This is a genomic window from Altererythrobacter sp. KTW20L, from assembly GCF_023501975.1.
Lineage (GTDB): Bacteria > Pseudomonadota > Alphaproteobacteria > Sphingomonadales > Sphingomonadaceae > Alteraurantiacibacter.
Map to the genome: position 1 here is coordinate 1 of NZ_JAMFLH010000004.1, position 17680 is coordinate 17680.

The following is a 17680-nucleotide window of genomic DNA, read 5'->3' on the forward strand; positions in this document are numbered from 1 at the left end:
GCGGGATCGCCAGCGGCCCCACGGTGCTGTCGGGCCGGATCGATGCCGCGCGCGACTTCCCCATTCCCGAAGGCGGGCGGCAGGTGCGCGACGGAACCTCCGTCACCGTGGTGTTTACCGTGGGGGTGGATGGCCGCGCGCGCGATTGCAGCGTCAGCCGTGCGGGACCGGACCCGGCGACCAATGCCCTGGTCTGCCCGCTGGTGGTGGAACGCATCCGCTTCAACCCGGCGCGCGATGCCGATGGCAATCCGGTGCCTGCACGTTATGGCTGGCGCCAGGATTTCTTCCGCCGGCAATAATTTGCTGTAAGTGAAGGAACGTGCCCGCCCCGCCGGAGTAAATGCAGCCGATGACCCTTATTCATCCCGTGATCCTGTGCGGTGGCAGCGGCACGCGCCTGTGGCCGGTCAGCCGCAAGTCCTGTCCCAAACCGTTCCTGCCGCTGGTGGGGAATCGCACCCTGTTCGAAGCCACGCTGGACCGCTGCGGCGACCGCACGCTGTTCGCCGCGCCCACCGTGGTGGCGGGCACGCAGCACCTTGCCCATGTGGGGGCGCAACTGGGCGGATTTCCCGATGCCAGGATCGTGGTCGAGCCCGAGGCGAAGAACACTGCCGCCGCCATCGCGCTGGCCGCCGAACTGCTGCCCGAAGATGCCGTGATGCTGGTCTGCCCGAGCGATCACCACATCGCCGACGTGCCCGCCTTTGCCGCAGCGGCGCGGGCAGCGGCAGCCCTGGCGGCGGACGACTGGCTGGTCAGCTTCGGCATCGCGCCAACCGCGCCCGAAACCGGCTTCGGCTATATCCTGCGCGGAGATGAACTGCCCGGCGGCTACCGGGTGGAGCGGTTCGTCGAAAAGCCCGACCTTGCCACGGCCACGCAGTTCCTCGCCAGCGGCGGCTATAGCTGGAACGGCGGGATCTTCGCCTTCCGCGCCGGGGCCTTCCTGGCCGAACTTGGCCAGCATCGCCCCGACATTTCCGAGGCCGTGCGCCGCGCGGTGGAACAGGGGCAGGAGGACGGCCACCTGTTCCATCCCGACCCCGCCGCCATCGCCGCGATCAAGGGCGAATCGGTTGACTATGCGGTGATGGAAAAGACGGCGCGCGCGGCCATGGTGCCGGTGGCAATGGGCTGGTCAGATATCGGCAACTGGCAGGCCCTGCGCGATGCCCTGCCAGGTGACGAAGCTGGCAACCGGGCCGAAGGACGCGTGGAACTGGTCGGCTGCACCAACGTGCTCGCTCGCACCGATGGCCCGCGCATATCCATCATCGGCCTTGCCGACGTGGCGGTGATCGTGGATGGTGACGACGTACTGGTTACCACGATGGAAGGCGCGCAACTGGTGGGCAAACTGACTGGAGCCGCGCAGCAATAAGGGGCGTTACGGGTTCATGATCGCGCAGACCATCCAGTTGGCGCTGGCCCCGGTGTTCGTGCTGGTGGCGATCGGCAACATCATGAACATCCTGTCCAGCCGCCTTGGCCGCGTGGTCGATCGCAGCCGCGTGCTGCAACAGCGCCACCGCGAGACCGAAGGCGCGGAACACGATGCCGTGGTGCGCGAAATCCGCATGACCGACAACCGCATCAAGCTGATCGGGCGGGCGCTGCTGTTGCTGGTGCTGTCGGGCCTCGCCATCGGCCTGACCGTGGCGCTGCTGTTCCTGGAGGAATTCGCCGCCACCAGCCTGCAGCCATTCGCGGCGGGCGTGTTCATCGTAGCCATCGCCTTGTTGATGGCGGCGTTGTTGCTGTTCCTGCGCGAAACCCGCGAGGCGACCGAGGCCCTGCGCATCCCGCGCGATTTCCTGGAGCTGGACCGGAAGCTTTAGGCGGACCCAAGCCTGCTTATCCATTCGTCATCCTGAACTTGTTTCAGGATCCATTCCTCCGCCAAAGCCGGGTCTTGTTCGGCAGCAGGACGGTGGCGCCCCGCCAATCCCGATGGCTCCGTGTCGCTCTGCACGATGGATCCTGAAACAAGTTCAGGATGACGGGAAAAACGCAAAATCCTTACCTAAGCCGAAGGCGGCGCCAGCAGCTTCTGCCCTGCCTGCCGGATCGTGCCTTCGACGATCGGTTTGATGAAGCCCAGCGCGGGCGGCAGGTCGATGTCGAACAGCACTTCGGTATCGCGAATGTCGATCCGGCCCTGCATCACCTGGCCCATGGCGGTGATCGCCAGCGATAGCGAATCCTCGCCCACCCATTCGGTTTCCACATCGGCCATGCCGCCGGGAATCGCATCGGCGATCTGGTGGGTGGACGATGCCAGCCGGCGGCGCACTTCCTCGCGGCCTAGCTGATGGGGAATGGCGACCTGCATTTATGTGTTCTCCGGTGAAGGCAGCGATTGGGCATCGCCATAGCGGTAATCGAGGTAACGGTTGCGGATGGCGAGATCGTCCAGCGAGCCTTCGGCCAGTTGCCGCGTCACGTGATCGATCTCTTTCGAAATCTTGCCCAGGCTATCGACCAGCTGCCGGTCCGGCGTGGAGCCGCCACGTTCTTCCGTGCGCAGGTTGGCGGGTATCTTGCGATAGGAGTCGATCATCTCGGGCAGGACTTCACCCACCAGCTTGCGGGTTTCGCTCGCCGCCGGGTGCGCCGGATCAACATGGGCCAGTTGCGCGCCCAGCGCATCCAGTTGCACGCCGATATCCTCGACAATGCGCACCGCAGGCGCAGGCAGGGCGGGGCGCTGCTGTTCCAGCCACAGCTCGGTGCGGGCGACCAGTTGGCGCGCATCCTGCGTGCGGGTCAGATCCATGCGGCTGGGCAGGCGCACCTTGGGATAGTTGCCGAACACCACCACGGCGGTGACAATGGCAAGGAATGTCACCACCACGCCGATGAAGCCGATCCCCTGCAGCACCAGCCCGGCGACGGAAGATGCCAGCAGGATCGCCACGACGGCCGCCGCCATCAGCTTCAGCCGCGTCGCCCAGTTGTTTTTGCGCATGCGCCGCGAGCCTTCGCCGATGGGCGGACCGCTCTTCACCAGCCGGTGCCTGCCGCCCGTCTGGTTGTCGCGCAGGACCGATTTGGCTTCGGCCAGCAGGCGTTCGCTATCTCTGGTCAGGTCGGACATTGATCAGGCATCAAGGCTCAGCAGGCTCGGAGTAGCAGCAGCCTTCGAAGCCTGGGCCTGCCCTTCGGCGCGGGCGATATAGCCCTTGGACTTCTCCACCTCGTCGGTCAGCACGGTGACGGTCTGCTTCATGGAATCGAGTGCGCGCAGCTTGAAACTGTCCACCTCGTCCATCGTGTCATAGATGTTCTGGAAAGCGCGTTGCAGCGTTTCCAGCGGGATTGTCGAGCTGGCCGCCTGCTCGTGGATCTGCGCGGTATTCTCGCGCAGCAGCTTGCCGGTGGAATCGATGATGTTGGCGGTGGTGGTGTTGAGCGCGGTGATCTGCCCCAGCACCAGCCGCTGGTTGGTCATGGCCTGGGCCACGGTCACGGCGGTGCGCAGTGCGCCCACCGTGGTGGTGCTGGCGCGATCGACACCCTTCACCAGTTCGACGTTGTTCTTCTTCACCAGGTCCAGTGCGAGGTAACCCTGCACCGATACCGCCATCTGCGTCAGCAGGTCCTGCGTGCGCTGGCGGACATAGAACAGCGCGGTCTCACGGATCGCCTTGGCCTTTTCGGGATCGGTCGCGTCCAGGTCTGCCGCGCGTTCCTCCAGCCGTTCATCCAGTGTGCGGGCGATGTGGATCATCTGCTCCAGGTTGCCCATCGCGTCCCACAGCTTCTGCCGCTCCACGTCGATGGCGGCATTGTCCATCAGCAGTTCGTCCTTGCCGCTGGCCAGGCGGGCGAGGATCGCCTGGATGTGGCTTTGCGCGCTGGTATAGCTGTCGAAATAGTTCTTCAGCTTGTTGCCGAAGGGGATGATGCCGAACAGCTTGCGCCCGGTCAGCTTGCCCTGGCGGCCGGGATCGAGATCCTCCACCGTGCGGCGCAATTCGGCCAGATCGGTGCCCACGCCGCCTTCCTGGTCCATCGCCCGCACCGGGCGGTCGAGGAAGCGGTTGGACATGCCGGCGGCCGCCATGATTTCCTTGCGGCCCATGTTGGTAATCTGGTCCACCTTCTGGCCGAAATCGGGCGACTTGGCATCCAGCGCGATCAGTTCATCGACGAAGCCATCGACCTTTTCATCCAGCGCCGAGCGCTTTTCGGCAGCGACCGGCACCAGACCTGCGGCGCGGTCCACCGAGATCGCAGGCACTGGATCAGGCGGGGTGAGCTTCAGTTCGGTTTCGACTGCTGTGGTCGTCTGGTTGTTCGTGGCCATCGGCTATTCCTCACCCCGCAAGTGCTTCAGCTAACTGTATTAGGCAGGCAAGACACGCTTTTCAAGCGTTCCCCTGCGCGCCTCGTTGTCTATACCCCTGATCCGATCAGGAGACGATAACAATGGCGACACAGGCTCCCGCACCGGGCAGGCACACATTCGGCGATGTGATCCACAGCTGGCGCGGCTGGTGGCATAATTCGGTCAAGGCGACAGTCGATCAGGCAGATGTCATCGCCAGGCGGCGTGCGGAAAGCGGGGTCAGTTCGCGCTACCTGCTGATGCTCGGCATGTCGGCGGGCATTGCCATCCTCGGACTGCTGCTGTCCTCTCCTGCCGTGGTGATCGGGGCCATGCTGCTGTCGCCGCTGATGGATCCGATCATGGGGCTGGGCTTCTCCATCGCCACCGGAGATTACAAATGGATGCGCCAGTCGGCCCGGTCGCTGGCCATCGGCACGGTGTTTGCGGTGCTGTTCTGCGCTATCGTGGTGTTCCTTTCGCCTTTGCAAACTGTGACATCGGAGATCGCGGCGCGCACCAAGCCCAACCTGTTCGACCTGCTGATCGCATTCTTTTCCGCCATCGCCGGCGCCTATGCGATGATCCGCGGGCGCGAGGGGACCATCGTCGGCGTGGCCATCGCCACGGCCTTGATGCCGCCGCTGGCCACGGTCGGCTTTGGTCTGGCCACGCTGAACTGGACAGTCTTTTCGGGCGCGCTCGGCCTCTACTTCACCAACCTGATGACCATTGCCCTGACGGCCGCGGTAATGGCCCGGCTCTATGGCTTTTCGACCAACCTGTCCGAACGGCAGACCACCTGGCAGACGGTGATGATCCTGACCTCTTTCGTGGCCCTGGCAATCCCGCTGTTCCTGTCGCTGCGGGATATCGCGTGGGAAGCCAATGCCACCCGGCTGACCCGCTCGATGGTGCTGGAAGCGTTTGACGACAATGCCCGCCTGTCGCAGATTGACTATAACTTTGACGCAGAGCCCATCCGCATTACCGCAACAGTCCTGACGCCCGAATTGAAACCCAATGCCGAAAGCGCGGCCGAACGGGCGATGACCCGCAGTCTCGGTCGTCCGGTGGACGTGGCGATCACCCAGTACCGGGTCGGCACCAATGCCCAGGCAGCCGAAGAAGCGCAGCTCTCCTCTGCCCTCGCCAGTGAGCGGGCGGCGGCCGAACGGGCGGACGAACTGGCCGAGCGGCTGGCGCTGGTGGCCGGCGTTTCGCCCGAACAGGTGACGGTTGACCGCGCGCGTCGCCGCGCCACGGTAACCGCGCTGGCCCTGCCGGACGCAAGCTTGCGGACCTATTACGAACTGGAGCGCCGCATCCGCGCCACGGCGGGCGAAGGGTGGGAAATCCGGCTGATTCCGCCGCTGCTGTCGATGCCAGCGGTCGCCATGGAGGACGAGGGAATTTCCACTGCCGGATACCGCACGGTCGTGCTGATCGAATGGGCTGCCCGGCGCTCGCAGCTGCCCGTCAGGCTGGAAGGGCCGGGCGGTTCGGTGGCGCTGGTGCGCGAAGCCTTGCAGGAACGCGGCATCGAACCGCAGGTTTCTCCCGCAGGCAACGGCTTCGGCGCAGTGCGGGCCTTGTGGGTCATGCCCGACGGGGCCGAATGATCGGAGTAACCGGAATGACCAGCGAACTGACAGTCCTTGCCCTGGGTGCCCTGCTGCTGGTGGTGCACATCATGCTGGCCGTCCATTTCAAGACCCGCCAGTATGGCAAGGACTGGAACATGGGCGCGCGGGATGAAAGCCTGCCTCCGCTCAATCCCGTGGCCGGAAGGCTCGAACGCGCGCGCGACAACTTTGCCGAGACATTCCCGGTGGCCATCGTGGCGCTGCTGGCGGTGACGCTGGCGGACAAATCGAGCCTGCTGACCGAGATGGCCGCGTGGACCTGGCTCGCCGCGCGGGTGATCTACCTGCCGCTCTACTGGACTGGCGTACCCAAGGTCCGCACCCTGGTGTGGACCGTCAGCCTGCTCGCCCTGCTGGTGGTGCTGGGCGCGGCGCTGGTGGGGTAGGGGGCTATGCCCGGCACGTCACGTTCAGCGGGCGTAGGGAATCGATGGTTTAATGTGAGACCAAGATTGCATGGGCATCCCCAGATGAGCCTCAACGGGATGACAGAACTGGAGACTTGGACGTGGCAATCAAGTCAAATAAAGTAAATTTCCTAGAAACGAATTTCCTATTGCTGTTAGCGATTACTTGCGGCAATTTGGTGAGTAGTCCGGTTCATGGGCAAGATTCGGACGTCCCCGACATAAATGCGGATATTTCGCGAATTGAACTGAATTCTCTCCCGGATATTGACCCGGTTGAGCCTTTGGCCAGGCGAGTGGTACGGCATCCATCTGACGCGGAGGACCTAGATTGCCCGGTACCGGGGGGTAGCACAGATGAAGAGAATCCTGATCCTGACAGCAGCAGGGGTGATGCTGTCGAATCCGACGGAGCTACGCGCCCAGTCGTCAACCATAGACCAGGACATCGAAAGGATCGATCTTAACCTCCTCGACCTGCAGTTCGACTTCACCCAGTTGGACCCCGCCTTCATCGAGGAGGCTCCACAGCGCTGGAAGCTGACGGTCGGGGCCCCGATCGCTTTCAACTCGAACGTTGCCAACGCAGAGACTGGTGCCTTGTCCGATTTTCACTCGGCTCCAAGTCTGGCGCTGAGCTATACCCGCCCTATGGGGGGCGGGGTGGCGCTCGAAATCTCGGCTTTATCAACGCTGGACGCCTATTTCGACGAGACTGCCGCTGACCAGTCCTCGCTCGGCAGCAGCGCGAAAATCAGCTTGGGTGACGCAACCAAGGGGTGGGCGCCCTACGCTTCCTACTCCTTCACTTCCCTCTATTCGGACCAGTTCGGTGACCACAAAGTCAGCACTCACAGTTTTACGGGCGGGTTCGGTCGCACCGTCGGTCTGGCCGTGGGAACGAAGTTGTCGGTCGATGCCAACGTAACGCGGCGCGAGGCAAGTCTTGCCACCGTCGAACAGTGGCGCTTCACGGCAAGCACGACATTGAGCCAGCAGATCGATGCCACGTCGAGTTTTCAGGTCCAGGCACAGGCATTCTGGGCCGGCTTTACCGGTGGGGCATCCGACGGTCGGGACGATGAACAGATCATCCTCGTCGGCGCCTATAGCCGGGCACTCGTGCCTGATCTCGTCAACTTGACGATCGCTGCAAAATTCCAGCGCAACTGGTCCAATGTTGCGGGCAAATCTTACAGTGTTTTCGACGTCGGCCCAAGACTCAACTTTGTCAGCAAGTTCTAGCCAAAAACCCTCAGGCCGCGACCAGGTAAGGCTCGATCTCGCCTGCGAGGTACATCTTGCGCGCTTTCGCCCGGCTCAGCTTGCCGGAGGACGTGCGCGGCAGGGTGCGCGGGGGGACGAGTTCGACCACGCAGTTCATGCCGGTGATGGCCCGCACCTTGTCGCGGATATCGTTGCGCAGCTTGATGCGTTCATCGGGGTCCGACACGCGGCAGTGGACCAGCACGGCGGGGGCTTCCTCGCCGTTCTCGGTTTCCACCGCGAAAGCGGCGATATCGCCGTGGTTGAAGCCGGGCAGTTGTTCCACCGCCCACTCGATATCCTGCGGCCAGTGGTTCTTGCCGTTGATGATGATCATGTCCTTCGCCCGGCCGACGATGAACAGGTAGCCTTCGTGCATGTAGCCCATGTCGCCGGTGTCCAGCCAGCCATCGACCAGGCATTCGGCGGTCGCTTCCGGGTTGCGGAAATAGGAATGCATCACGCTGGGGCCGCGGCACCAGACCTTGCCGATCTGGTGGTCCGCCTTGACCTGGCCGCCTTCGCCCCTGATCTCGACATCCATGTCGGGCAGCGGCTTGCCGCAGTTGACGATGGCGCGATAGCGGGCGGGGCGCGACAGGTCGCGGCGGCTGCCCGACAGGCGCTCCTCCTCGACCAGTTCCACGCGAATACCCTCGCCCGGCGGCATCACGGTGACCGCCAGCGTCGCTTCGGCCAGGCCATAGCTGGGAGTGAAGGCCGATGCCTTGAACCCGGCAGGGGCAAAGGCGTTGACGAAATTCTGCATCACGTCTGGCCGGATCATGTCCGCCCCGTTGCCCGCCAGCCGCCAGCGCGACAGGTCGAACCGGTCGGACACGCTCGACTGGCTGGAAATGCGCCGGGCGCAGATGTCATAGCCGAAGGTGGGGGAATAGGAGAGCGTGGTGCCCTTGTTGCGGCTGATCAGGTCGAGCCAGGCGAGCGGACGGCGGGCGAAATGTTCGGTCTTGAGGTAATCGACGCTCACCTGGTTGGCGATCAGCGACAGGAAACAGCCGACCAGGCCCATGTCGTGATACCACGGAAGCCAGGACACCACCCGGTCGTTGCTGCCGATTTCCATGGATGCAGCATGGCCATAGAGGTTATGCAGCAAGGCCTTGTGGGTCACCGCCACGCCCTGGGGGAAGCGGGTCGAGCCGCTGGAATACTGCAGGTAGCAGATGTCGTCGGGATGGGCCTTGGGCAGATCCACCGCCGGGGCCGGGCGATCGCCCAGGGTAGACCAGTCGATCCCCTCGCAACCCTGCCGGTCGGCCGCCGCCTTTGCCATCTCGGCAATTTCGGGCGGATAGATCAGCATTTTCGGGTCGGCGCTGGAAAGCTGGACGGAAAGCTGGTCGATATAGCTTTCCTTGCCGCCGAATGTGGTCGGCAGCGGCAGCGGCACCGGCCATGCGCCGACCAGCGTGCAGGCGCAGAACAGCGCGGCGAAATCAGGGCCGGTCTCGGCTATCAGGGCAACGCGGTCATCCTTGACGACGCCGCTGGCGGCCAGCCGGTAAGCCATGGCCAGCGCATCCTCGCGCATTTGCGCATAGGGATAGACGACCTCCAGCTCGCCACGCATGTCGTGGAAGTTCATGCCCTTTGCGCTGCGCGCGGCATAGTCGATCGCATCGTTGAAAGTGGCGAAATCGGCCCGGATGCGCGGCAGGGCGCAATCGTTCGGCGTGGCAACGAGCTTAGGATTCAACATGGTCATGGAAGTAAGGGCAACCCTTCAACTGAGCGCGCCGCGGCTTCGCTGGAGCCCGCGATCTGCGCTTCCCCTCCTGGCATCATCGGATACGGCATCCCCCCGAACCCGCAACGAGCGATCCCGCGATTTATTTTCCCGCGACAAACTTTCCCATTTGTCATGAAGTATGGCACGAATAAGGCCAATGGGCACCTATAAACAAGAGTGTAAGCAACCCAAGCGGGCAAAAACCCCGCTCGACGACGCGCGATTGCGCGATCTGGCGCTGTCCTACGTCGCCCGTTACGCCACTTCGGGTGCGCGGCTTGAACGCTACCTGAAGCGCAAACTGCGCGAGTTCGGCTGGGCCGACGAGGATCGCCAGCCCGATGTGGCGGCGCTGGTAGAGACCTATGCCGGGCTTGGCTATGTCGATGATCGGGGTTTTGCGCAGGCGCGATCGTCCAGCCTGCTGCGGCGCGGCTATGGCGCGCGGCGGGTTGACCAGGCGTTGGGGCAGGACGGTATCGCGCCCGAAATCAGGAGCGCAGTGGCCGCCAGCGAAGCGCAATTGCGCCAGGCAGCCCTTGCCATGGCCTCGCGCCGCCGTTTCGGCCCCTTCGGTGGGGAGCCGCCAGAAAAGGAGCGGCGCGAAAAGCAGCTATCGGCCATGCTGCGGGCAGGCCACAGCCTCGACTTTGCGCGCGAAATGGTCAATGCCTCTACCATCGAGCGCGCCGAGGAATGGGCGCATGAACTGGATGAGGACGAATTGGGTGACGACAGCTAGTGTGCTGAAATTCCTGCGCCGGGCAATATTGCTGCCCGCCATCATCGCGCTGTCCGCCTGTTCCACCCAGGCGGCACCCGATGCCGCCTCCACCTCTGCCGCACAGAGCCCCTCGGTCCACCCCGAATCGGGACTGGAGGTCATCGACCTCAGTGTCACCACCAGCGCCGGACCGCGCAACTTCCGCGTCGAAGTGGCCGCCACCCCGCAGGAACAGCAGCGCGGGCTGATGTTCCGCACGGAATTGGGGCCGGATGAAGGGATGATCTTCCCGCTCGCGCAGGTCCGCATGGCCAGCTTCTGGATGCGCAACACGGTGATCCCGCTCGACATCATCTTCATCGGGCCGGACAACCGGATCATCAACATTGCCGCCAATACCGTGCCCTATTCGGAAAGCCCCGTGCCGTCAGATGCCCCGGCCAAGGCCGTGCTCGAACTGAACGGCGGCCGGGCGGCCGAACTGGGCATCGCGCCGGGCGATCTGGTCACGTGGTAGGGCCACACACAAGCTTGCGCTCCACCCCCGAAAAGGGCTAACCGCGCGGCCATGGGTTTGTTCGGAAAAATCTTCACCTGGTGGGATGGCGCGACCATCGGCACCCTCCTGTGGTCGGCCCGCAAGGGCGAGCACGTCGGCACGGACGGGCTGGGCAACCGCTACTACCGCTCCAAACCGGGCAAGGACCGGGGCAACGGCGGACGCGAACGCCGCTGGGTGCTGTACAATGGCCCCAACGATGCCAGCCGCGTGCCGAGCGAATGGCACGGCTGGCTCCATTCGTCCTATGACGAGCTGCCAGAAAGCCACCTTCCGCCGCCGCGCATCTGGGAAGCCGATTACAGCCCCAATGCCACCGGCACGGTCACGGCCTATCGTCCGGCCGGCGCGCTGGAGCGTGGCGGAAAGCGGGCGCGCGCCACCGGCGATTACGAATCCTGGACACCCGACGCTTGAGACCTTTCCGCCTCGCACTGGTGGCGGGGGCCGGCCTGTTCGGGCTGGCAGCCTGCACGTCCGAGGCCCCGGCACCGGTGGCCGAGGAAACCGAGATTCCTGACGATATTGCCGCCGCTCCGCTGCCCCAGATCGAGGTGGAGGACAGCCTTGGCACGCCGCTGGCCGAACGGGTGGCCACGCTGGGGCTGATCAACAAGCGCAACAATATCACCCGCGATATCGAGATGAAGCCGGGCGAGGCGCGGCGGATCGACGATGTCATTATCCGCCTGTCGAGCTGCGAGCGGACCCCGCCGTGGGAAAACCCTCCGCTGACCGGCGCCTTCGTGCAGGTTATTGTGCAGGATCGGGCCGATGCCCAGTCCGACCCCGAATGGCGCGGCGTGTTTTCCGGCTGGCTGTACAAGGAAGCGCCCGCCGTCAACGTGGTCGAACACCCGATCTATGACGTGTGGGTGAAGGACTGCGCGATGACTTTCCCGGGCGAAGAAGAGGCGCTGCGCCGGTCTGCCCCGTCTGCGGGGGGCGCTCCCGCTGCGGCTCCGGCTGCTCCTGCCGAACCGGCGACCGCTCCGGCCCCCGAAGCTCCCACCGCCTGATTCCACGCAGCCTCCAGGTCCGCCTGGAACCCGTCTGCACAGGCTTGGTCCACCAGTTTGCGGTAAAGATCGCGCTTTACTTCCACCGCACCCAGTGATCCCAGGTGGTCGGTCATGAACTGGCAGTCGAGCACGCGGTATTGCGCCAGCCGCATCAGGGCCACCAGCCAGGCAAGCGCCACCTTGCTGGCATTGTCGGCCCGGCTGAACATCGATTCGCCGCAGAACACCCGCCCGAAGCTGACACCGTAGAGCCCGCCCGCCAGCGCGCCGTCCAGCCAGCATTCGATCGAATGGGCATGGCCCGCGTGGTGCAGGGCAATGTAGCTCGCTTCGATCCGGTGGCTGATCCAGGTGTCCGGATGATCGGGGCGCGGCTCGGCGCAGGCGCGGATCACGCCGGCGAAATCGCGGTTGCAGGTGACGGTGAAGCGGTCCTGCCGGAGCACCTTGGCCAGCGAGCGCGAGGGGCGGAATGTCTCCAGCGGGAACACCGCGCGGGTCCGCGGTTCGACCCAGAAGACATCGGTGTCATCGCGCGAATCGGCCATCGGGAACACCCCGCCGCGATAGGCCCGCAGCAACAGTTCGGGCGGCAGGATAGCGGGAACGGTGCCGTGCATCGCGGCTCCCTAGCACGGAGGAAGTGTGCCAGCCATGAATGTGTGATCCGTGCCGCCATGCCGAGCAGGCGCTTGCCATCGCGGCAAAGCCATTATAGAGGCCCGCGAACCTGCAGGGGTGTAGCTCAGTTGGTAGAGCATCGGTCTCCAAAACCGAGGGCCTGCGGTTCGAGTCCGCACACCCCTGCCAGTTTTCTTGCGTGAGCCCATCCGGGCTCACGTCCTCGGCGCTGATCCCTACATTTCGCTACGCTTCATTGCGGGGCACCTGCGGGCGGGCGGTTGCCCTCTGGTTCGACTGGTCGCCGAACGGGGTTGCGCACCAGCTGCGAACTCCACTCATCGGGTTTCAGGAACTTTTGACCCTATCTGCCGTTATCACCCTTGGCATGAACAGGGGTCATAAGGAGCAATCGGATGATGCGTTTCCTCCGCACTACACGTCGCCATGGCGCGATCCTGCCGCGTTCGTCGAGCGAGGCTGAATTGCGCTCGCTGGCGTCCACGCCGATCCTGCCGATGGAGCAGCCGGGCCTGTTTGCCCGCCTGTTCAATTCCCGCTGAACAGGCCCGCTGGACGCGACTTGTCCGCTATCGGGCTATTTTGGCGTCTGCACCGGATGTTCCGGCCCGGCCTTGCGATCACCGCGCGCCAGCTTGAACACCACGCCCGACAGCAGCGCCAGCGCCACCAGGTTGGGCAGGGCCATCGCCGCGTTGGAGATATCTCCCAGCCGCCACACCACTTCCAGGTTCTGGAAGCTGCCGAAATAGATCACCAGGCACCACAGTACCCGCCATGACAGGTGCAGTCGCTTCTCGCCCGCCAGGGTGGAGCCGGGCACCCGGTCGTAGATGAAGGTGATCGCCCGCTCGCCATAATATGACCATGTCAGCAGCGTGGTGAAGACGAACAGGATAAGCGCCAGGCTGGCGATCAGCGTTCCGACCGGGATCGAGGCGATGGTGAAGGGGAATGCCGCCGCAAAGGCACCCGATGTCATGGCAAAGCCGTTCAGGTCCGATTGCCAGGCGTGCAGCACCGGCTGGCCGCCCGCGGTGAAGTTGCCCTCCACCGTCAGGATGACCAGCGCGGTCATGGTGCAGATCACGATGGTGTCGATGAAGGTGCCGAGCATGGCCATGCGGCCCTGCTGTTCGGGATCGTCTGTCTGGGCCACGGCGTGGGCGATCGGGGTGGAGCCCTGCCCCGCCTCGTTGGAAAACAGGCCGCGCGCCACACCGGCGCGTATCGCCATGATGATTGCCGCGCCCAGGAAGCCGCCGGTCGCCGCCTGCGGGTTGAAGGCGCCATGGAAGATGCGGCCGAATGTTTCGGGGAGGTCCTGGTAGTCCAGGATGATGGCGACTGCCGCCATCACCAGATAGGCCGCGGCCATGAACGGCACGATCTTTTCCGCCACATTGCCGATCGAACGGATGCCGCCAAGGATAACGATCAATACCAGGACGGCGGTGACCAGGCCGCCGATCCAGTCCTCTATGCCGAACAGTTCGGTCATCCCGTCGGCCATGGCATTGGCTTGAATCATGTTTCCGGTGACCAGCGCGGAAGCCAAAGTGCCCAGGCAAAACACGATGGCCAGCCAGGTCCATTTGGGGCCCAGACCCATCATGATGTAGCTCATCGGGCCGCCGCGCCAGGTGCCGGCGCTGGTCTTCTCGCGGTAACGGATGGCCAGCGCGCCTTCGCCAAAGGCCAGCGCCATGCCGATCAAGGCGGTGATCCACATCCAGAAGATCGCGCCGGGTCCGCCAAGGGTGATGGCCGTGGCCACGCCCGCCAGGTTGCCGGTGCCGACCTGGCCTGAAAGCGCGGTGGACAGGGCGGCAAAGGGGCTGATCTCGCCCGAACCCTGGTTCTTCCTGCCCTTGAACAGTCCGGAAAAGGCCGCGCCAAGCTTGACGACAGGGTAGAACCTGAGGCCCACCATCATCCACATGCCCACGCCGAACAGCACGATCACCATCGGCGGGAAGGGCAGCACCTGCTCCCCGTTCCACAGGCCGGCCCAGATGAAATCCGAGACATTGGTAATCTCGTCCAGGAACGCGACCGTGTTTTCTGCCTGTGCCAAGCGAGCAATCCCCTGCAAATTCCCTCAGGCGTGCGACGCTATCGGCAAGACCAGCGGCTGACCAGCCCCGATGTTACATTCGCAACAAAGTGGCGCGCACTTGCCGCGGGTCGAGGCAGTCTTGCCATTCGCGCACCATGGCCCTAAATAGCCGTTCGCTCACCGACATCGGAGCATCAACGCCCCTCCCGGTCACCTTGACCGGGGCGGCGATGGTCCTATGGCGAAAGGCGTTGTGCAGGATCGGCCGGATTCTCGGCCGGATGACAAGAAGGCGATTAAGCGATGGCCAAGGAAGGCAAGTCGTCTCCGGGCGAGTTCTTCAAGCAGGTAAAAGCCGAAACCTCCAAGGTTTCGTGGCCCAGCCGCGAAGAAACGATCCGTACCGCGATCTTCGTGTTCATCCTGGTGGTGATCATGGCGCTGTTCTTCCTGGCGGTCGATTCGGTGTTCGGCGCCGTGGTGGCCTGGCTGCTGTCGCTGGCCTCCTGACCGGCCCTTACCGCTTTTCAATCGAATCCAGACACGAAAGACACATATGGCCCGCTGGTACATCATCCACGCCTATTCCGGCTTCGAGAACAAGGTGCGCGATTCGATCCTGTCCGAGGCCGAGCGGCTGGGCCTGTCCGATGGCGTCGAAGCGGTCGAAGTGCCGACCGAGACCGTGACCGAGATCAAGCGCGGCAAGAAGGTACAGGTCGAACGCAAGTTCATGCCGGGCTATGTCCTGGCCAAGCTGCAGCTGACCGATGACGTGTACCACCTCGTCAAGAACACCTCCAAGGTCACCGGCTTCCTCGGTTCGGGCAGCAAGCCGCAGCCGATTTCCGAGAAGGAGGCCGCCCGCTATTTCGGCGGCGTCGCCGCAGCCCAGGCCGCGCCCAAGCGCGAAATCAACATCGATTACGAGATCGGCGACAGCGTCAAGGTCAACGCCGGCCCCTTCGCCAGCTTCAACGGCATTGTCGAGGAACTGGATTTCGAAAAGAGCCGCGTGAAGGTCGCCGTGTCCATCTTCGGCCGCGCCACCCAGGTGGAAATGGGCTTCGACGAGGTCGAACTGACGAAGTGACGGACTGGCGGACCCTGGTCCGCCGCCGTCATCCCGGACTTGATCCGGGATCCATCGTGGTTGTGCCACGAATTGCTTGAGTTTCGCGCGTCTTTCCACTAGGCACGCGCATTCCTGACAGGCCATCAAGGTGGCCCGAAAGGTAAACCGTGCGGGAGGCTCCGTCAGGAGCTGTTTGACCGCTTACCATGAGGGTTGCTGGAAACTGCGCCCGACAGTGAGAAAAGGAGCGGCCACATGGCCAAGAAGATCGAAGGTTATATCAACCTGCAGGTGCCCGCGGGCTCTGCCACTCCGTCGCCGCCGATCGGCCCGGCCCTGGGCCAGCGCGGCGTCAACATCATGGAATTCTGCAAGGCCTTCAACGCCGCCACCGGCGACATGGAAAAGGGCATGCCGATTCCCGTCAAGATCACCGTCTATGGCGATCGCAGCTTCACCTTCATCACCAAGACCCCGCCTGCCAGCTACCTGCTGAAGAAGGCTGCGGGCCTGAAGTCGGGTTCGAAGGAACCGGGCAAGGTCGTGGCCGCCACGGTCACCAAGACCCAGGTGCGCGAGATCGCCGAAACCAAGATGGCGAACCTCAATGCAAATACGATCGACCAGGCCATGAAGATCATCGAAGGCACTGCCCGTTCGATGGGCCTCGATGTGGTGGAGGGCTAAGAACATGGCAAAGCTGACCAAGAAGAACAAGGTTCTGGCCACCCTTGACCGCGAGAAGCTCTACACGGTTGACGAGGCAATCGCCCTGCTGCGCACCCACGCCGCCAAGTTCGACGAAACCGTCGAAGTGGCGATGAACCTGGGCGTCGATCCGCGCCATGCCGACCAGATGGTCCGCGGCATGGTGTCGCTGCCCTCGGGCACCGGCAAGGACGTGAAGGTTGCCGTGTTCGCCCGTGGCGAGAACGCCGAAAAGGCGCTGGCTGCCGGTGCCGACAAGGTCGGTGCGGAAGACCTGATGGAAGACATGCTGGCCGGCAACCTCGATTATGACCGCGTGATTGCCTCGCCGGACATGATGGGCGTGGTGGGCCGCCTCGGCAAGACGCTCGGCCCCAAGGGCCTGATGCCGAACCCGAAGCTCGGCACTGTCACTCCCAACGTGGCCCAGGCCGTGAAGGACGCCAAGGGCGGCCAGGTCGAATTCCGCGTTGAAAAGCAGGGCATCATCCATTCGGGCATCGGCAAGCTGTCGTTCGCCGACGATGCGCTGAAAGCCAACTTCACCGCGCTGACCCAGGCCGTGGTCAAGGCCAAGCCCTCGGGCTCGAAGGGCAAGTACGTCCGCAAGGTGTCGATCACCTCGTCGATGGGCCCGGGCCTGAAGCTGGACCTGGCCGAGGTTGAAGGCGCGTAAGCGAGCCTTCCTTCGGGATTATTCAAGAGGCCGGCGGGAGCGATCCTGCCGGCCTTTTTGTTTTGTATTGGGGCTGGAGCGGGGGTGGAAAGAAGCCGCTTAACGGAGCTTTCCCCGGTCAGTCGTGATTATGGACTGCCTTGCGAGCCTTCCTCCAATGCAGAGACGCGACCAGAATGCCGGCAGCAACGCATATGGCACCCCACCAAGTTGTCATCTCATGATAGCCAAATGCCCAATCCAGGATCAGCAAGGTTATCCCTGCCCCGACAAGCATTGAAGTTAACCTTTCGAGCACCGCATCCACCAATCAGTCCCTCACTATCGACTTGATAGTGCCGAGGTTGGCAGGTGTGGGCAACGTCCGCAATGGGGGCGTTTGCGGTCAGTGTGCGATCACCGCGACCCTTCTCCCATTCGTCATCCTGAACTTGTTTCAGGATCCATCCCTCGGTTTGCGCGGAGCAAGCGGGGGCAGGCCGATCCCTGGGGCAAGGTCGTGCCAATCAGGGTTGTCGCTCTGGATCAGGTTGATCTTCCATTGGCGGTGCCAGTTTTTCAATTGCTTCTCGCGGGTGATGGCCAGGTCCATCGTGCCAAATTCTTCGAAACGGACCAAACGATAGACGGAATATCGGCTGGTGAAGCCACCACTCACTCCGGTCCGATGTTGGAACATCCGGCCCACCAGTTCGGATGTCACGCCGATATAGATTGCGCCGAAGGGCTTGCTGGCAAGAAGATAGACGCAAGGGTGGCGTTCGCGCGGCATGGCTCCGAGTGTGCCGCCCGATGGATCCTGAAACA

At 63.7% G+C, this 17680-nt stretch carries 20 protein-coding genes, 1 tRNA gene and 2 pseudogenes; 16 read left to right on the plus strand and 7 right to left on the minus strand.

What is annotated here, in order from left to right; all coding sequences use genetic code 11:
- The 3 genes and pseudogenes from M3P36_RS04420 to M3P36_RS04430 form a co-directional block, all read left to right on the plus strand.
- Window positions 1-302, plus strand: a pseudogene (locus tag M3P36_RS04420) (energy transducer TonB); the annotation flags it as partial.
- 50 nt (window positions 303-352) lie between these two features.
- On the plus strand, window positions 353-1387 hold the full coding sequence (locus M3P36_RS04425) for a mannose-1-phosphate guanylyltransferase (protein WP_249701885.1): 1035 nt from the start codon (window positions 353-355) through the stop codon (window positions 1385-1387).
- 16 nt (window positions 1388-1403) lie between these two features.
- Window positions 1404-1844, plus strand: coding sequence for a DUF2721 domain-containing protein (locus M3P36_RS04430; RefSeq protein WP_249701902.1), 441 nt, complete (start codon window positions 1404-1406; stop codon window positions 1842-1844).
- 185 nt (window positions 1845-2029) lie between these two features.
- Here M3P36_RS04430 and M3P36_RS04435 read toward each other — a convergent pair whose 3' ends face one another.
- From M3P36_RS04435 to M3P36_RS04445, 3 genes are read right to left on the minus strand one after another with little or no spacing between them, the layout of a single operon-like run.
- Complete coding sequence (locus M3P36_RS04435; RefSeq protein WP_249701917.1) at window positions 2030-2338, minus strand: polyhydroxyalkanoic acid system family protein; 309 nt, start codon at window positions 2336-2338, stop codon at window positions 2030-2032.
- Window positions 2339-3103: a hypothetical protein gene (locus M3P36_RS04440; protein ID WP_249701930.1), complete on the minus strand. Its 765-nt coding sequence runs from the start codon at window positions 3101-3103 to the stop codon at window positions 2339-2341.
- A 3-nt stretch (window positions 3104-3106) separates the two neighbouring features.
- Window positions 3107-4315 (minus strand): toxic anion resistance protein, encoded by a 1209-nt coding sequence (locus tag M3P36_RS04445; RefSeq protein ID WP_249701946.1) that lies wholly within the window; start codon window positions 4313-4315, stop codon window positions 3107-3109.
- A gap of 122 nt (window positions 4316-4437) precedes the next feature.
- Here M3P36_RS04445 and M3P36_RS04450 point away from each other — a divergent pair, with 122 nt between their 5' ends.
- The 3 genes from M3P36_RS04450 (at window position 4438) to M3P36_RS04460 (ending at window position 7634) form a co-directional block, all read left to right on the plus strand.
- Complete coding sequence (locus M3P36_RS04450; RefSeq protein WP_249701959.1) at window positions 4438-5958, plus strand: DUF389 domain-containing protein; 1521 nt, start codon at window positions 4438-4440, stop codon at window positions 5956-5958.
- 14 nt (window positions 5959-5972) lie between these two features.
- Complete coding sequence (locus tag M3P36_RS04455) at window positions 5973-6368, plus strand: MAPEG family protein (RefSeq protein WP_249702305.1); 396 nt, start codon at window positions 5973-5975, stop codon at window positions 6366-6368.
- Between the two features lie 378 nt (window positions 6369-6746).
- Window positions 6747-7634 (plus strand): hypothetical protein, encoded by an 888-nt coding sequence (locus tag M3P36_RS04460; RefSeq protein WP_249701973.1) that lies wholly within the window; start codon window positions 6747-6749, stop codon window positions 7632-7634.
- A 10-nt stretch (window positions 7635-7644) separates the two neighbouring features.
- Here the strand turns inward: M3P36_RS04460 and M3P36_RS04465 are convergent, their stop codons facing one another.
- Complete coding sequence (locus M3P36_RS04465) at window positions 7645-9378, minus strand: fatty acyl-AMP ligase (RefSeq protein ID WP_249701978.1); 1734 nt, start codon at window positions 9376-9378, stop codon at window positions 7645-7647.
- A gap of 187 nt (window positions 9379-9565) precedes the next feature.
- Here M3P36_RS04465 and M3P36_RS04470 point away from each other — a divergent pair, with 187 nt between their 5' ends.
- The 4 genes and pseudogenes from M3P36_RS04470 to M3P36_RS15240 all read left to right on the plus strand — a co-directional run.
- A complete protein-coding gene (locus M3P36_RS04470; protein ID WP_249701983.1) occupies window positions 9566-10150 on the plus strand; it encodes a regulatory protein RecX in 585 nt (194 codons plus the stop codon).
- Window positions 10137-10649, plus strand: a complete 513-nt coding sequence (locus M3P36_RS04475; RefSeq protein WP_249701985.1) for a DUF192 domain-containing protein — start codon at window positions 10137-10139, stop codon at window positions 10647-10649. Before M3P36_RS04470 ends, M3P36_RS04475 begins: the two co-directional genes overlap by 14 nt.
- Window positions 10650-10700: 51 nt before the next feature.
- Window positions 10701-11108, plus strand: a complete 408-nt coding sequence (locus tag M3P36_RS04480; RefSeq protein ID WP_249701987.1) for an NADH:ubiquinone oxidoreductase subunit NDUFA12 — start codon at window positions 10701-10703, stop codon at window positions 11106-11108.
- A gap of 227 nt (window positions 11109-11335) precedes the next feature.
- A pseudogene (locus tag M3P36_RS15240) lies at window positions 11336-11518 on the plus strand (DUF2155 domain-containing protein); the annotation flags it as partial.
- A 35-nt stretch (window positions 11519-11553) separates the two neighbouring features.
- Here M3P36_RS15240 and aat read toward each other — a convergent pair.
- Entirely contained in the window at window positions 11554-12333 is a 780-nt protein-coding gene (aat, locus tag M3P36_RS04490) for a leucyl/phenylalanyl-tRNA--protein transferase (protein WP_249701999.1), read from the minus strand.
- Between the two features lie 114 nt (window positions 12334-12447).
- Between aat and M3P36_RS04495 the strand changes: the two genes are divergently transcribed.
- Window positions 12448-12523 (plus strand) — tRNA-Trp (locus M3P36_RS04495).
- 227 nt (window positions 12524-12750) lie between these two features.
- Entirely contained in the window at window positions 12751-12897 is a 147-nt protein-coding gene (locus M3P36_RS04500) for a hypothetical protein (protein WP_249702001.1), read from the plus strand.
- Between the two features lie 35 nt (window positions 12898-12932).
- On the opposite strand, the gene M3P36_RS04505 is transcribed toward M3P36_RS04500, so the two are convergent.
- The gene (locus tag M3P36_RS04505; protein ID WP_249702006.1) at window positions 12933-14432 is read right to left on the minus strand and encodes an alanine/glycine:cation symporter family protein; all 1500 of its coding nucleotides are present in this window, start codon (window positions 14430-14432) and stop codon (window positions 12933-12935) included.
- Window positions 14433-14717: 285 nt separating this feature from the next.
- On the opposite strand from M3P36_RS04505, the gene secE reads away from it, so the two are divergent.
- The 4 genes from secE to rplA all read left to right on the plus strand — a co-directional run bounded on the left by secE (window position 14718) and on the right by rplA (window position 16873).
- Window positions 14718-14924, plus strand: coding sequence for a preprotein translocase subunit SecE (gene secE / locus M3P36_RS04510; RefSeq protein WP_249702010.1), 207 nt, complete (start codon window positions 14718-14720; stop codon window positions 14922-14924).
- A 46-nt stretch (window positions 14925-14970) separates the two neighbouring features.
- A complete protein-coding gene (nusG, locus tag M3P36_RS04515) occupies window positions 14971-15507 on the plus strand; it encodes a transcription termination/antitermination protein NusG (RefSeq protein ID WP_249702011.1) in 537 nt (178 codons plus the stop codon).
- 237 nt (window positions 15508-15744) lie between these two features.
- A complete protein-coding gene (gene rplK / locus M3P36_RS04520) occupies window positions 15745-16176 on the plus strand; it encodes a 50S ribosomal protein L11 (RefSeq protein WP_249702012.1) in 432 nt (143 codons plus the stop codon).
- 4 nt (window positions 16177-16180) lie between these two features.
- Window positions 16181-16873, plus strand: coding sequence for a 50S ribosomal protein L1 (gene rplA / locus M3P36_RS04525; RefSeq protein ID WP_249702013.1), 693 nt, complete (start codon window positions 16181-16183; stop codon window positions 16871-16873).
- Between the two features lie 436 nt (window positions 16874-17309).
- On the opposite strand, the gene M3P36_RS04530 is transcribed toward rplA, so the two are convergent.
- A complete protein-coding gene (locus M3P36_RS04530; protein ID WP_249702022.1) occupies window positions 17310-17645 on the minus strand; it encodes a GIY-YIG nuclease family protein in 336 nt (111 codons plus the stop codon).
- Between the last annotated feature and the right edge of the window lie 35 nt (window positions 17646-17680).